Consider the following 15,607-nt stretch of genomic DNA (forward strand, 5'->3'; position numbering starts at 1 on the left):
GTGCAACGCCCTGGCCGACCGGCGGCTGGCTCAGGGCAGGTACAGCTGGAACAGGCCGCCGCCCAGGGCACCGCCATTGGCGATCTCGATGCGCCCGCGCACACCGTTGCGCTCGTGCAGCGCAGCAATGCGTTCAGCGAAGTACAGGCCCAACCCGGTGCTGCCGGTGTGCAGGTTGATGCCCTGCACGTAGTCGGCCTGACGGTCGATCATGCCCTGTGGATAACCCGGGCCGTCGTCATTGATGCTCAGCACCAGTTGCTCGCCCTGCTCCGCCACCGTGACCAGCAAGGCGTGCCCGGCATAGCGGATGGCGTTGTTGATCACGTTGGAGATCACCGAACCGACCAGCTCGCGGTCGAAGAAGCCCAGCGGGTTGAAGGCATCGATCTCGTAGCGCGCAATGATCTCGCGGCTGTCGATGATCGGCTGATTGGACGCCAGCAGGCCGCCGATGAAGTCGTCCAGGTCATGGTAGTCGGGGCACATGGGCAACTGATTGACCCCGAGTTTGTACAGCCCCAGTAGCTGCACGAGCATGCCGTTGAGGTGCGCGAACTCGTGCTCCACCACCGCCTGCTCCGGGCCTTGCGCCTGGGCGGCCGGCAGGCGCGACAGCCACTGGCTGTGCGCCTGCATCAGCATCGCCAGGGAGTTCTTCATGTCGTGTACGGTGGAGGCGATCACCGTGGAAAAATCCAGCCCCTGGGAATCGTTGCTCATGAGCCCACCGCCCGGATACGCAGTTTTCGATAGCGCTCGTAGCGCGGATCGGTATTGGGAATGCCCGCCACCTTGGCCAGGCACGCGCGGCATTCCTCCAGCGCGGCGCTCGAGGGGTTTTCCCCGGCCATGCGCAGCAGCGCCTGGGCAGTGTTCAGCGCAATGCTGATGTTCTTGGGCTGCAACGCCAGCGCGCGACGGAACTGCTCCAGCGCCTCGCCGACCTTGCCGGCCTGATAGCTGCGCACGCCCTGGCGGTTGAGGTCGACGGCTTCGTTGCCGGCGCCTAGAATCGTCGGGTCGTCGGTCAGCTTGGCGATGCTCTGCATCACGCTCGCGTCGTCACCGTAGACTTCCACGCAGTTCTTGAGGATGGCCGTGCCCGCCGCCTCCTGGCCCAGTTGCTGCAACTGCGCAGCCACTGCCAGGGCGGTTTCGGCCGAGAAGAACTGGTCCATGTTCTCCAGCCGCGCAACCGCCGCCTCGGTGAGCTTGGCGGCCGTCTCGGCATCGCCCGCCTGCGCCAGGCCGGTGGCCTTGATCAAGCGCGCACGTACCTGCAGGCCCTGGTCGTCGGTGTACTCCTTGGCCACATCGCCCAGCACCTGGTTCAGCTCCACCCGTGTGCGTGCATCCAGGCCGTTGCCCACGTTCTTCTGGATCAGCGCCTGGGCCAGGCCCAGGTTGCTTTCAGGGTCTTTGAAACGCGAATTCTGGCCCTGGCTCACGGCCTGGCGATAGGCCCGCGACGAGGTGTCGAAGTCGGCGTTGCCCAGGGCCAGCTTGCCCAGTTGCATCTGCCGGCGGACCGCCAGCGGCGACAGGCGTACGGCCTCTTCGAGCACCGACTGGGCACGGCGGGTTTCACCTGCGGCAGCCAGCACGTCGGCCAAGCCGTCGTACAGGCCGGGCATCATCGAAAACGCCTTGATCGCCTGTTCGTAGATTTCCTTGGCCTGGACGGCCTGGCCGCGCTTGAACAGCAGCTTGCCCAGCGCCGCGTATGCCCATGGCGTAGGGCGATTGGCCAGGATCGCCTTGAGAAAGCGCTCCAGCTCTTCATGCCGGTTGAGGGCACCCAGGGCGTCGGCACGGTAGCGCAGGCACAGCGGCGCAAAGCGCGGGTCCTGCTTGCACAGGTTGTCGCAGGCCAGCAGCACTTCGGCCGGTCGGCCACGGTCCAACGCCTGCAAGATAGGCTTGAGCAGGGTCTTGCGCTGTACCAGCTTGTCCAGGCGCTGGGTCAGCCCCAGGCGGTTGAAGGGCTTGGTCAGGTAGGCGTCCGGCTCGTGCTCCAGGGCACTGAGCACCACCGCCTGGCTGCTCTCGGCCGTCACCATGACAAAGATCGCCTCGTGGCTGATCAGCTTGTCGATCATCAGGTCTTCCAGCACCTGCTGGCCGTTCTTCTTGCCGTCGCCCAGGTGGAAGTCGTGCAGGATGAAGTCATAGCGCTTCTGCCCGCACATGCGAATCGCCGTCTCGCCGCTCTCGGCAGTATCGACGTCGCGTATACCCATTTCCCGCAACATCGAACGCACGGACGTGCGGAAGTCGGTGAAGTCATCGACGATCAGAAAACTTTTTTGGCTATACACCAACATCCACAAAACCTGACTTGGAAGAAAGAAGAGCGGCGCCAAGGCGCCTACAGGGACAGGCTCGGCTTCAGGACGCAAGCAGCGCGACGATCATCGCCAGCGCATGCTGCTTGGCAAGCAACGTCAACGGCTGCAGGCCTCGGAAAGGCTATCGGCAGCACGTGCACTTTGCTTGAGGCGCCGCAAGCATGCGGCACGAAGCCAACGCGCCAAGCGTGATGGCGCGATGCCATCATACTTGGCCGACTGCCGTGCTACAACAGGCCCAGCGCCTTGGCCCGGGCAACCGCCTGGGTGCGGCGCTCGACGCCGAGCTTGCTGTTGATGTGGCTGGCGTGGGTCTTGACGGTGTGCAACGAAATGAACAGTTGCTCGCTGATCTGCTGGTTGGAACACCCCAGCGCGATCAGCTTGAGCACCGACATCTCTCGCGCACTCAGGGCCTCGGTGCCCGCCCCGGGGGCCGGCGGGGTATCAACCACCGGCAACAGCGACAGCAGGCGCGCCTGCACCGGCCCCGCCGGCTGGGCCAGCAACTGCTCGCGTATCCACTCGGGGTGATCTTCCAGCAGCCGCTGGAAGGGTTGCAGCACGCCCCCCTGCGCGGCCTCCAGGGCCTGGGGCAGCAACACCACGGCCGCCTCTGCAGCACCGCTCGCCAGCAACAGGCCGATATGCTGACACACTGCGGTGGTGCCGAGCAGCTGGCCGCCATTGCTGCGCCCGTGCTCGGTCAGCGCCTGCAGGCGTTGTGCGGCCTGTGCGGTACGCCCCTGGGCCTGCTCCAGCAGGGCCTGCTGCAGTTCGATGTGCAAAGGCAGCAGCGGGTGGAACTCCGGTGCGGCGGCGGCACGTTCGCCACCGTAGGTCTGGCCCAGGCGCAGCAGCCAGGATTCGGCCAGGTCCATGCGCCCCTGGGCCAGCCACAGCTCGCATTTGACCAGGGTGATCATGGCCAGGTAGAACACCGGCGGCACGTCCCAGATATGCATCAGGCGCTCGGCCTCGGCCAGCTCGCAGAAGGCCTCGGTAAAACGCCCCTCGCGTCCGTCCAGGGTGGCCAGCACGCAATGCCCGATCAGTACGCTGATGTCGCGACAGGCACGCGCTTCCACCAGCCCGGCGCGCAAGCGCGCACGCCCTTCCTGGGGCTGCAGCCCGGCGACCAGCAGGTAGCCTTCGTACAGCGCCAGGCGCGCACGCGCCGCGTACAGGCGCTGGGCCGACAGCCCTTGCAGGCGTTGCAGGCCGTGGCGCACCTCCTCCATCGAACGCAGGACCTCGCCACGGGCATGCAGCACCCGCGCGCGATCGTAGTGGGCCAGGGCCTCGAACAACGGGTTGCCGACCCGCCGTGCCAGCTCCAGCGCCTCGCGGTTCCAGCCACGGGCGTGCCAGAAATCGCCCTCGGCGATGGCCAGGTTGGACAACGTGGACAGGCACATCAGGCGCTGGCCGTAGCGCTTGGTGGGCAGGCTGCGCAGCGCCTGCTGGCAGTACGAGCGGGTTTTCAGACGGTCGCCGCGACCGCGGGCGATGATTCCGCTCAGGGCCAGCCATTGCGCCAGCATGGACTTCTGCGCCGTGGCCGAAGGCGCCGGCAGGAACCGGCTGAGGTGGCTGACCAGTTCCTCGGCCGCATCCAGCTGGCAGGCCAGCCCCAGCGCCCAGCTGTACAGCACGATCAGGCGCGGGGTGCTGATCAGCAGGCTGTCGGGCAGGTCCATCTTCCAGCGCAGCAGCATGCCGACGTTCTGTTCGGCCAGCAGTTGCTCTTCGGACAGGTTCTGCACCAGGTTGGCCGCCACGTCCAGGTGACCGGCGCGCAGGGCCTGCTCCACCGCCTCGTCGAGCAGGCCCTGGGCGTGGAACCAGCGGCACGCGCGCAGGTGCAGGCTGGCCAGCGGCTGGCTGGCCTGGCGGGTGCGCAGCAGGTCGGAGAACAGGTGGTGATAACGCAGCCATTGACCCTGCTCGTCCAGCGGTACCAGAAACACCTGGTGTGCCTTCAGGTAACGCAGTATCTGCGCGCTGTCGTGGCTTTCGCGCAGGGCATCGCACAGGTCGGCGCAAAAACGCTCCTGGCAGGCGGTGTCGTAGAGAAACGCCTGCACCTCGGGCGGCAGGCAGTCGATGACTTCTTCGAGCAGGTAGTCGCGGATCAGCCCTTCGCCGCCATGCAGGGCGTGGGGCAAGGCGCTGTCGACCCCCGCCTCGGAGGCGGCCAGCAGCCAGAAGCGCAGGCCGGCGACCCAGCCATCGCTGCGTTGAATCAGGTTGTCCAGGGCCTGGCCACGCAGCGTGGTGGGGTGCTGGTCGAGCACGGCCAGGGATTCCTCGGGGCTCAGGCGCAGGTCCTGTTCGGTGAGTTCGAGCAACTGCTGCGACAGGCGCAGGCGCGCCAGGTGCCAGTCGGGACGCTGGCGGCTGGTGACCAGCAGCACCAGGCCAGGCGGCAAATGATTGAGGAAGAACTGCAGGCAGCGGTCGAGCACCGGGCCCTGGGCCAGATGGTAGTCATCGAGCACCAGCAGCAGCGGGTTCTGCGGGTGCAGGTGCAGGGCCAGTTCGTCGAGCAGGCTGTCGAGCCACTCCTCGAAGGCAAAAGGCTGGTGCCGCTGGCGCATCTTGAGCAGGCCCAGGGCCTGGTTGCCCAGGTCCGGGCAGAACTGCTGCAGCCCTTCGAGCAGGCGTTCCAGAAAGCGCCCGGGGTCGCTGTCGCGCTGGCTCAGCCCCAGCCACAGGCTGCCCCACGAGGCGGGCAGGCTCTGGCAGAACTCCACGGCCAGCGAGCTCTTGCCGAAACCGGCGGGCGCCGAAACCAGCAGCAGTCGACCGCTCAGGCCGGCGTGCAGGCGCTGGCATAGCCGCGGGCGCGGCACGTGCCCCTCGGGCAGTGGTGGACGGTAGAAGCGGCCCTCCACAGCGCTGATGGCCTGGCTGGCGAACCCTTGCATACGCGACAGATCAGTCATGGCCGGCTCGTTTTAGTTGGAAGTCTTCGGCAGAACAGACCCGCCGAGACTAGCGCTTTAAACGGCACATTTGAAGATGATTGGCGCAGAGGTCGGAAAAAAGACTACAACAAAAAGCGACAAAAACTCACGAAGCGCGGCATTGCGCGCACTTCATCCCGCATTGCCCCTCACGGCCTGTTGTCGGGCCACACACAGAAACGCCCCGGGCAAGCCGGGGCGTTCTGGGGATCACACGGAGGAGGTTCTAACTCAGCGCACACCATCCTGGCGCAGCGCTGCCGGCTGGAAGTCGGCCTTGCTGGCAGTGAAGTCGAAGTTGTAGGCCTTCTGCTCTTCGTTCTTCATGCCCAGCGCCAGGTAACGGCCCGACTGCAGGTCGTAGATGGCTTCCAGGGTGTACCACGGCACCTGCTTGTTGTAGTAGTCCTGGGCATGTGCCTCGGATACCCGCCACAGCTGGCCGCGGCCGTCGTACTGGTCGATCACGGCCGCTTGCCAGGTGTCTTCGTCGATGTAGAAGTCACGCTTGGCATAGATATGCCGCTGGCCCGGCTTCAGGGTGCCCACCACATGCCACACGCGACGCAGCTCGTAACGGGTCAGGTCCTGGTTGATATGCCCCGGCTTGATGATGTCGGCATACTTGAGGCTCGTCGAATCGAGCTTGTAGCTGTTGGAGGCAATGTACATCTCCTTCTTGCCTTCCAGCTTCCAGTCGTAGCGGTCCGGCGCACCGTTGAACATGTCCAGGTTGTCGGAGGTACGCAGGCCGTCAGCGGCGGTACCCGGGCCGTCATACGACACTTGCGGGGCCTGGCGCACGCGGCGCTGGCCAGCGTTGTACATCCAGGCCTTGCGCGGCTCCTTGACCTGGTCGAGGGTCTCGTGAACCAGCAGCACGGTACCGGCCAGGCGCGGCGGGGCGGTCACTTTCTGCTTGAAGTAGAACAGCACGTTGCCAGGGTTGGCCGGATCGAAATCCTTCAGGCGATCGCGGAACATGAACTGTTCCTCGAGCTTCACCATGCTGTAGCTGCCGTTCTGCTGCGGCGTGGCCTGGTTCACCACACGCGTGACGCCACCGCCACGGTAGCGAGTGATGTGGTTCCAGATCACCTCCACACCGCTTTTCGGGATCGGGAACGGAATCGCGATCTGGAAGTTCTCCAGCCCGTTGCCGCCAGCTACCAGGTTGGTGGTGGTGGCGTTCTTCTTTATGGCGGCGAACACCGAGTCCGGCACCGTGGAGCCACGCTGGGTCGGGTACACCGGCAGCTTGAAGGTGTCCGGATAGCGCTTGAACATGGCCAACTGGCCAGGGGACAGCTTGTCCTTGTACTGGTCGACGTTCTGCGCGGTGATGGTGAACTTGGGCTTGTCGTTGCCGTACGGGTCGGACAGGAAGCCCTTGGCATCGACCGAACCGGCCGTGGTGCTCAGGGGCTGCCAGGCGGTGATCGAACCGTCGGCATTGCCGGCCTTCTCGGCGCCCATCGGGGTCAGGCTGGTGCCCAGTTTGGCGGCTTCGTCGGCGGACACCGCCGCCATCACGCCGGTGGCGAGCAGCGACAGGCTCAGCACACCGATTTTCAACAGACTCTTGGTTGCTTTCATGATCTTGGTCTTCCCGGATCAGTGCTTAGAAGTTCACGCCGAAGCTGAGGGCGATGAAGTCGCGGTCATCCACGGTGGTGTACTTGCCATCGAAGAAGTTGGTGTACGACAGGCTCGCGGTGTAGGTGTTCTGGTATTCGGCGTCCAGGCCCAGGCTGACCGCCTTGCGCCCTTCCTCGAAGTTGCCGCCCGGGCCTGGCGAGTAGCCGGACACGTCATGCGACCAGGCCACGCTCGGCTTGAGGTTGACCCCGGCGAACACATCGTTGTAGTCCCAGATCACGCGGCCACGGTAGCCCCACGAGGTGCTGGTGGTGTAGCCGTCCTTTTCGCACTTGCGGCTGCGGTTGGCGGAGGAACCACCGCCAGGCGCGGCGCCACCGATGGTGCCGGCGTTGAGGATGTCCGTGCAGGTGTTGAGGCCGAAGGTATCCGGCAGCGGGCCAGGGCCATACACCGGATCGCGGCCGTAGCGCAGCTTGTCGGCGCTTTCCAGGCCGCCCACGTGGGTCACGCCCACTTCACCTACCACGGTCATGCGGCTGGCGCCCATCACCTGGTCGAAGAAGTGCGTCAGGGTGGTCTGGAACTGGGTGATTTCCTTGCGCTTGTAGCCGTGCAGGTCGGTATCGGCCTGGCCCTTGAGCAGCGAGGCATTGCCGAACGTGCCGCCCAGCTGGGTGACCCCGGCGTACAGGATGTCGGTGGTGTTCAGCTGCACCGGTGCGTTCGGCCGGTAGCTGATTTCACCGCTCCACGCGGTGCCGGTAGGCAGGGTGGTGGAGAAGCTCAGGCCGTACAGCCGGATGTCTTCGGGATACTCGACGAAGTACTTGGAGTTGCCCGCCACGATGGCGGCGCCGGTGCGCGGGTCGACCATGCCGGCAATGGCGTAGGCCTGTGCAGAAGCCCCCGTGGCGCTGAAGATCGGCGCACGGCTGTGGTAGTTCATGGCGTAGGCGCCGAACTCGGTATTGAGCGGTTCGAACATGTAGCGCAGGGCAACACCGAACTGGCCGCTGTCACGGGCATCGCGGTCGGGGCCGCGCGCCACCTTGATGCCTTCCTCGTTCACGTCCACGCCGAAGTTGGCCAGGCCGGCGATCTGTGCCGGGGTCATGGTGCGGCTGCTGGACAATACGCGCAGGTTGTCGGTGCAACCGTCGGCGATGATGTCCGGCTGGGAGAAGAAGGTGCCGCAGTTGTCGACGACGGTCTGGTCCCATTCCAGCTGGTAGAAGGCTTCGGCCGACAGGTTGTCGGTCAGGCTCTGGGAGATGTAGAACATGTTGACCGGGATCAGGCCTTCCTTGATCTCGGCACCCGGGCGGCGGAACGCGGAAACGTCGATGGGGTTGATCGAGTTGATGCCACCACCGATGAAGGTACTTTCACCCCAGCTCACCACCTGCTTGCCGAAACGCACCGAACCCGGCAGTTCGCCAATCGAGTAGTTGTGGTAGACGAAGGCGTCGAGCAGCTCGGCACCGGACGACTTGGCGCCCTCTTTGCGGTTGGAGTCGCTGATGTCCTTGAACTGGCGGTGTTCGTCCTTGAGTTCGAAGTCGTACCAATACTTGCCACGCACGAACACGCCGGTGTCGCCGTACTTGAGCTCCAGGTCGTGGATGCCCTTGAAGATCTTCGAGAAGGTCTCGCCGCGCTTGAAGTTCAGGTGGCCGTCGTCGGAGGTCTGCGACAGCCCCTTGCCGCCGTTGTTGACGCCGATCAGGTTCTGGTTCGGCTTGGCCGTCGACCAGCTGGCCCCCACGGACAGCGACGAGTCGAACTGACCTTCGATTTCACCGATGTTGAAACTGACGCCGAATGCAGGGCCGGCGAGCGTAGAAGCGAGGCTGACGGCCAATGGCAATTTCGCCCGGCGCCAGAACAGATTTACTGATGTCATCGACGCTACTCCATGTACTTTATTTTTATGGCAGTGAGTCCTTTGAGAAACGCATCGAACGACCGACGTGAATACGCCTGCTGGTCGACCAACGTGGCAGTGCGCAGTCATTTGCGCGGGCCCCCGTCCCTAAAAATCCCCTGACCCGACTATAGCCAGCAGGTACCTGTGCTTGATCCCTCTAAAGTGTGATTTGCACGTTGGTACTACACCCAAAGAGCTGATTCGCTCGCCAACTGCGCGGGCAGCGGCAAGGATGGCCTATTTTTTCGCTTTGACAAGGCGCGCAGGTGTCTGGCGCGAGGGTCGCACCCGCCAGGGCGCGACCGGCCTGCCTTCAGAGGGTGGACAGAAATGCGCTGTTGCTGGCCTGCCAGTGGCTGATGTCGACGCGGATGCGCTTCTTGTCCAGCTTGCCCACGCTGGTCTTGGGAATTTCGGTAACAAGGGCGATCTGGCTGGGGATTGCCCACTTGTTGATCATGCCCAGCTCCACGTAGGGCTTGAGGTGCTCCTTGAGCTCGCGGGCGTCGATGCTGGTGCCGTCACGCACCACCAGCAGGGCAAACGGACGCTCGCCCCACTGCGGATCGGGTACACCCACCACCGCCACTTCGCGCACCGAGGGGTGGCGGCTGACGAGGTCTTCGAGGGCCAGCGACGACACCCACTCCCCGCCGGTCTTGATCACGTCCTTGATGCGATCGCGGATATCGACCACGCCCATGCTGTCGATGGTCGCCACATCCCCGGTGTGCAGCCAGCCGCCCTGCCACAGCTCGGCGCCTTTCTCCGGTTCGCGGAAATACCCCATGCTCAGCCACGGCGCGCGCAGCACCAGTTCGCCCTGGGACTCGCCGTCAGCCGGCAGGAAGCCGCCGTCGGCATCCATCACCGCGGCCTCCACCAGCGGCACCGGCACGCCGGCCTTGATGCGGTAGCTGATGCATTCGTCGTCGCTGCCGGCCAGCAGCTCTTCGTTGAGGTGGGCACAGGCCACCAGCGGGCAGGTTTCCGACATGCCATAGGCCGCCGTGAGCTGGATGCCCTGGGCCTTGGCCGACTCATACAGGGCGCGGTTGAGCGAGCTGCCGCCGATGATGATCTTCCAGCCGCCGAAATCCTGGCCCTGCGCGCCCTTGGCGTTGAGCAGCATCTGCAGGATGGTCGGTACGCAGTGCGAGAAGGTGACCTTTTCGTCCCGCCACAGCTGACACAGCATCTCCGGCTCGTAGCGCCCCGGGTAGACCTGCTTGAGCCCGAGCATGGTGGCCACGTAGGGGATGCCCCAGGCGTGCACGTGGAACATCGGGGTGATGGGCATGTACACATCATCGGTGCCCAGCAGGCGGATGCTGTCGATGCTGCCGGTCACGGTAGCCACGCCCAGGGTGTGCAGCACCAGCTGGCGGTGGGTGAAATACACGCCCTTGGGGTTGCCGGTGGTACCGGTGGTGTAGAAGGTGGTGGCCACCGAGTTCTCGTCGAAGTCGGGGAAGTCGTAGGTAGTGGCCGCGCCGGCCAGCAAGTGCTCGTACTCGCCCACCAGGTTCGGCAGTTCGGCATGCTTGTCGGGGCCGTCGGTGAGCAGCAGGGTCTTCTCGACCGTGGTCAGTTGCGGCGCGATGGACTGATACAGCCCGATGAAATCGCTGTTGACCAGTACGAAGCGGTCTTCGGCGTGGTTCATGGTGTAGAGGATCTGCTCGGGCGACAGGCGCACGTTGATGGTGTGGGCCACCGCGCCGATCATCGGGATGGCGAACATGCACTCCAGGTAGCGATGGCTGTCCCAGTCCATCACCGCCACGGTGTCGCCGGCCTTGACCCCGGCTGCGGTGAGCACGTTGGCCAGGCGCGCGATGCGCTCGCTCAGGGTCAGGTAGTTGTAGCGCAGCTGATCGCGGTACACGATCTCGCGGGTTTTCTCGTAGCGGCTGCCCGACATCAGCAGGCGCTTGATCAGCAGCGGGTATTCGTAAGCGCCCGCAGCGGGGGCGATAATCCTGGTTTGCAGCATGGGAGTCCCTTTTTCGAGTACGCAGGCATGGCAATACGGCGCTTACTCTAGAACGGGACGGGGGCGCTCAAATCAGCCAAAGGAATGATTTGCGCGCCCGCAGGGATGACAGGCCAATGGCCATCAACCGCCTCAGTGCATCTCGGTGAAGGCGATCTTGATACCCAGCGCCACCAGCACCGCGCCCATGCCGCGATCGAACCAGTGGCCCATGCGCGCAAAGCCGGAACGGACGCGGGCGTGGCTGAACAGCAGGGCCACCAGGCAGAACCACAGGCCGGTGGCCAGCGCCAGGTAGGCCCCATAGCCGGCCTGTATCAGCAGCGGCGTGTGCGGGTTGATCACCACCGTGAACAGCGACAGGAAGAACAGCGTGGCCTTGGGGTTCAGGCCATTGGTCATGAACCCTGCCACAAAGGCGGCACGCGGGGTGCGCGCCACGGTCGAGACCTGCACGCTCTCGCTGCCGGCAGGCGCCGGGCGGGCACGCAGGGCCTTGATGCCGATGTACACCAGGTAGGCCGCAGCCAGCCACTTGAGCACGTTGAACAGCATGATCGACTGCGACACGATCAGGCCGATGCCCAGCAGCGAATAGCCCACATGCAGGAAGATCGCCGTGCCCACGCCGAAGGCGGTCCAGGTACCGGCGCGCCGACCGTGGGTAACACTTTCGCGCACCACCACCGCAAAGTCCGGGCCGGGGCTGGCCACGGCCAGCAGGTGGATCAGCGCAACGGTGAGAAATTCTGCCCAGTACATGGGGTGACGCTCCTGGCAAACGATCGGGTGGCGTACCTTACCCACTGCCTGGCAGTTCTGAAAGATACAGTTACAAGTGAATCGGCACAGTCACCTCCCGTGCAGCCGGATGCCTGGCTTTACGCCCACGGCGATGCAGGCTCTAATGCCCCACTACCTGCCCAAACCACACCCCAGGAGCCTGCCCCATGACCTTGCGCCGCGCTGTATTCCTCGACCACAGCTCCCTGGACCTGGGCGACCTCGACCTGAGCCGCCTGCGCGGCTGCTTCGATGAACTGCAGTTGCACCCGGCCACTGCCCCCCACGAGGTGGCCGAGCGTCTGCAGGGCGCGAGCGTGGCGATCACCAACAAGGTGCACCTGGACGCCGCCGCCCTCGCCGCCTGCCCCGACCTCAGGCTGATCCTGGTGTCGGCCACCGGCACCAACAACGTCGACCTGCAGGCCGCGCGTGCCCAGGGCATCGTGGTCAGCAACTGCCAGGGCTACGGCACGCCCTCGGTGGCGCAGCACACCCTGGCCCTGCTGCTGGCGCTGGCCACTCGCCTGCCCGATTACCAGCAGGCGGTGGCCGACGGCAAATGGGCCCAGGCCAGGCAGTTCTGCCTGCTCGACTTTCCCATCGTCGAACTGGAGGGCAAGACCCTCGGCCTGCTCGGCCACGGCGAACTTGGCGGTGCGGTGGCGCGCCTGGCCGAAGCCTTCGGCATGCGCGTGCTGTCCGGCCAGTTGCCCGGCCGCCCGGCCCGCGATGATCGCCTGAGCCTGGCCGAGCTGCTGCCGCAGGTGGATGCGCTGACCCTGCACTGCCCGCTCAACGACAGCACCCGCAACATGATCGGCGCCGCCGAGCTGGCCCTGCTCAAGCCCGGCGCGTTCGTGGTCAACACCGCCCGTGGCGGGCTGATCGACGAGCAGGCGCTGGCCGACGCACTACGCAGCGGGCACCTGGGTGGCGCCGCCACCGACGTGCTCAGCGTGGAGCCTCCGGTCAATGGCAACCCCCTGCTGGCAGGCGATATCCCGCGCCTTGTGGTCACCCCGCACAGTGCCTGGGGCGCGGTCGAGGCGCGCCAGCGCATCGTCGGCCAACTGGCCGAGAACGCCGAAGCCTTCCTGCAGGGCAACCCGCGCCGAGTGGTCAGCTGAGTTCTGCTAGAATTCGCGACTTTTTGCAGAGGGGCGCCGACCATGGACCCGCGTAGTGAAGTGTTGCTCCGTCAGGCCGAGCTGTTCAAAGGCCCCGTGTTGCTGGCCGGCCTGCCCGCCGACGACCTGCTGGGCAGCCTGCCCGATGCCCGCGCCTGGAGCTGGCACGCCGGCGACCAGGCCGCGCTCGAGGCGCGATTTGCCGGGCGCAGTCACTATGGCGTGGAGGTGCCGACGGTGGCTTTCGACGGCGCCGTGCTGTTTCTGCCCAAGTCCCGCGATCTGGCCAACTACCTGCTCAATGCCCTGGCCTCGCGCCTGGGTGGGCGCCAGCTGTACCTGGTGGGTGAAAAGCGCGGGGGTATCGAGGGTGCGGCCAAGCAGCTGCACGCCTTCGGCAAGCCGCGCAAGCTCGACAGTGCACGCCATTGCCAGCTGTGGCAGGTCACGGTGGACACACCGCCAGAGGCGCAGCCGCTGGAAAGCCTGGCGCAACGATTCGAACTGCCACTGGCCGAAGGCCCGCTGCAGATCGTGAGCCTGCCCGGGGTCTTCAGCCATGGCCGGCTGGACCGCGGCAGCGCGCTGCTGCTGGACAACCTCGAGCAACTGCCCGTGGGCCATGTGCTGGACTTTGGCTGCGGTGCGGGCGTGCTCGGCGCGGCGATCAAGCGCCGCTACCCACAAAGCCGGGTAACGCTGCTGGACGTGGATGCCTTCGCCGTGGCCAGCAGCCGCCTGACCCTGGCCGCCAATGGCCTGGAGGGGGAGGTCATCGCCGGCGACGGCATCGATGCCGCGCCCCGCGAGCTGAACGTGATCCTGAGCAATCCGCCGTTTCACACCGGGGTTCACACCAATTACCACGCCTCGGAAACCTTGCTGAAAAAATCGGCCGATCATCTGAAAAAAGGCGGCGAACTTCGGCTTGTGGCCAACAGCTTCCTGCGGTACCAACCGCTCATCGAAGGCGCCTTGGGCAACTGCCTGATTCGCGACGAGGGACAAGGCTTTCGGATCTACCAGGCCACACGAACTTAAAAACTTCGCTTGCCCAAACGGTTTTGCCTAGGCAGAATCCGCTCCGTCCTAGGGGAGTAGTCTCCCGCGAGCACCCAGCTCGCCCGGTACGCGTCAACATACTTGGTCCTCAGACCATGGCGCGTACGACCCACGGTCCGCACAGACGGATCCAGGGTTTGACAAGACCTATGACACGCACACCTTACCCGGGGCGGGAAGGCTGTACGTGTCATAGCCGTGTCGACCCGCCCCCGTAGGAATCCTGATGCTGGAATCATTGCTGGTCCCCACCGCCATCGTTGCGCTCGCCGAAATCGGCGACAAGACGCAACTGCTCGCGCTCATCCTCGCTGCACGCTTTCGCAAACCCTGGCCGATCATCGCCGGTATCGTTGCCGCGACCCTGGCCAACCATGCGGCGGCCGGTGCGGTGGGTGCGTGGTTCGGCAGTTTCTTCTCGGAGGCCACGTTGCACTGGATCCTGGCCGCAAGCTTTGCCGCCACGGCCCTGTGGACCCTGGTGCCGGACAAGATGGATGACGATGAAGCCAGTACGGCGCGGCGCTTCGGCCCGTTCCTGACCACGCTGATCGCGTTCTTCATTGCCGAGATCGGCGACAAGACGCAGGTGGCCACGGTGATGCTGGCGGCGCAGTACCCGCACCTGATCATGGTGATCATCGGCACCACCCTGGGCATGCTGATTGCCAACGTACCGGTGGTGCTGGCGGGCAATTTTGCCGCCGAGAAGCTGCCGTTGACTCTGATCCGTCGCCTGGCGGCCACGGCATTCGTGGTGCTGGCGCTGGTGGCGGTGTATTCGGCGATGAAGGTCAGCGGGTGGGTGGGCTGATACCGGCTAGTGTGTGAAGCATTCGCCGGCAAGGCCGGCCCCTACAGGTTCAGGTAGGAGCCGACAGTGCCGGCGAAGGTCACGGCGCTATTTTCTGGCTTGCTCGTACAACGGCATCACCTTGGGAATCGCCGCCTGCAACGACGCGATACGGCTGCTCGAAGCCGGGTGAGTGCTCATGAACTCAGGCTGCGAACCACCCGACGCTTCGGTCATCTTGTTCCACAGGCTGATCGCCGCATTCGGGTTGTAGCCCGCACGCGCCGCCAGCTCCAGGCCGATCAGGTCGGCTTCGTTTTCGTTGCTGCGGCTGTTGGGCAAGGTCATGCTGTACTGCACCACGGTGTCGGCCAGCGCCAGGCTGTCCTGGCCCAGGCCGAACAAGGCACCTGCGCCCTGGCGCGCCATCTCCACACCATAGGCCTTGGACATCGCCTCGCGACCATGCTCGCGCAGGGCGTGGGCGATCTCGTGGCCCATCACCGCCGCGATCTCGTCGTCGGTCAGCTTGAGCTTGTCGATCAGGCCGGTATAGAAAATGATCTTGCCACCCGGGCCGCAGTTGGCATTGAGCTCGTCGCTCTTGATCAGGTTGACTTCCCATTTCCACTGCGCCGCATCGGGGCGGAACTTCGGCGCCTGCACGATCAGCCGATCGGCAATGGCCTGCACCCGCTTGGCGGTGGCACTGGTCTTGTCGAGCATACCCTTGGTGGATGCCTCGCCCAGGGTCTGCTGGTACGACTGCGCGTACATCTGGTTGACCTCATCGGTCGACAGCATGCTGAACATGTACTGCTTGCGCTCCACGCCCACCGCTCCACCACTGGTGGTGTTCACGGCCTGGCAACCGGCCAGCAGCACACTGGCGCTCAGGGCACCGATAACAACTGATCTACGCATGAAAACACTCCCTTCGAACATGCGGCGTATCCTAGGCCGCGCATCATAAACGCGCTACAGCCGTTCGCGA

At 65.0% G+C, this 15,607-nt stretch carries 11 protein-coding genes and 1 riboswitch; of the genes, 3 read left to right on the top strand and 8 right to left on the bottom strand.

From position 1 onward, the window contains the following. Positions 1-30: 30 nt before the first annotated feature. The 7 genes from DN388_RS06705 to DN388_RS06735 form a co-directional block, all read right to left on the bottom strand. Positions 31-723: a sensor histidine kinase KdpD gene (locus DN388_RS06705; protein ID WP_054916226.1), complete on the bottom strand. Its 693-nt coding sequence runs from the start codon at positions 721-723 to the stop codon at positions 31-33. After that, on the bottom strand, positions 720-2,327 hold the full coding sequence (locus DN388_RS06710) for a tetratricopeptide repeat-containing response regulator (RefSeq protein ID WP_043864364.1): 1,608 nt from the start codon (positions 2,325-2,327) through the stop codon (positions 720-722). The genes DN388_RS06705 and DN388_RS06710 overlap by 4 nt, the downstream gene beginning before the upstream one ends. 251 nt (positions 2,328-2,578) lie before the next feature. Continuing rightward, entirely contained in the window at positions 2,579-5,299 is a 2,721-nt protein-coding gene (locus DN388_RS06715) for a LuxR C-terminal-related transcriptional regulator (RefSeq protein ID WP_054916227.1), read from the bottom strand. A 252-nt stretch (positions 5,300-5,551) separates the two neighbouring features. Continuing rightward, positions 5,552-6,916 (bottom strand): DUF1329 domain-containing protein, encoded by a 1,365-nt coding sequence (locus DN388_RS06720; RefSeq protein WP_043864362.1) that lies wholly within the window; start codon positions 6,914-6,916, stop codon positions 5,552-5,554. Positions 6,917-6,941: 25 nt separating this feature from the next. Further along, the gene (locus DN388_RS06725) at positions 6,942-8,825 is read right to left on the bottom strand and encodes a DUF1302 domain-containing protein (RefSeq protein ID WP_088515274.1); all 1,884 of its coding nucleotides are present in this window, start codon (positions 8,823-8,825) and stop codon (positions 6,942-6,944) included. Between the two features lie 337 nt (positions 8,826-9,162). Continuing rightward, on the bottom strand, positions 9,163-10,845 hold the full coding sequence (locus DN388_RS06730; protein WP_254997870.1) for a fatty acid--CoA ligase: 1,683 nt from the start codon (positions 10,843-10,845) through the stop codon (positions 9,163-9,165). Between the two features lie 132 nt (positions 10,846-10,977). Then, on the bottom strand, positions 10,978-11,607 hold the full coding sequence (locus DN388_RS06735) for a LysE family transporter (protein ID WP_043864359.1): 630 nt from the start codon (positions 11,605-11,607) through the stop codon (positions 10,978-10,980). A gap of 188 nt (positions 11,608-11,795) precedes the next feature. Between DN388_RS06735 and DN388_RS06740 the strand changes: the two genes are divergently transcribed. The 3 genes from DN388_RS06740 to DN388_RS06750 all read left to right on the top strand — a co-directional run bounded on the left by DN388_RS06740 (position 11,796) and on the right by DN388_RS06750 (position 14,634). Next, complete coding sequence (locus DN388_RS06740) at positions 11,796-12,758, top strand: 2-hydroxyacid dehydrogenase (protein ID WP_054916229.1); 963 nt, start codon at positions 11,796-11,798, stop codon at positions 12,756-12,758. 42 nt (positions 12,759-12,800) lie between these two features. Beyond that, the gene (locus tag DN388_RS06745) at positions 12,801-13,799 is read left to right on the top strand and encodes a class I SAM-dependent methyltransferase (RefSeq protein WP_236177027.1); all 999 of its coding nucleotides are present in this window, start codon (positions 12,801-12,803) and stop codon (positions 13,797-13,799) included. Between the two features lie 39 nt (positions 13,800-13,838). Further along, positions 13,839-13,958, top strand: a riboswitch (yybP-ykoY riboswitch). 88 nt (positions 13,959-14,046) lie between these two features. Continuing rightward, positions 14,047-14,634 carry a TMEM165/GDT1 family protein gene (locus DN388_RS06750; protein WP_043864356.1) on the top strand — a complete coding sequence of 196 codons (588 nt, stop codon included), beginning with the start codon at positions 14,047-14,049 and terminating at the stop codon, positions 14,632-14,634. Positions 14,635-14,721: 87 nt separating this feature from the next. Here the strand turns inward: DN388_RS06750 and DN388_RS06755 are convergent, their stop codons facing one another. After that, positions 14,722-15,537 (bottom strand): M48 family metallopeptidase, encoded by an 816-nt coding sequence (locus DN388_RS06755; protein ID WP_043864476.1) that lies wholly within the window; start codon positions 15,535-15,537, stop codon positions 14,722-14,724. Between the last annotated feature and the right edge of the window lie 70 nt (positions 15,538-15,607).

Origin of the sequence: Pseudomonas sp. S12(2018), assembly GCF_024355235.1 — a bacterium.
GTDB lineage: Bacteria > Pseudomonadota > Gammaproteobacteria > Pseudomonadales > Pseudomonadaceae > Aquipseudomonas > Aquipseudomonas palmensis.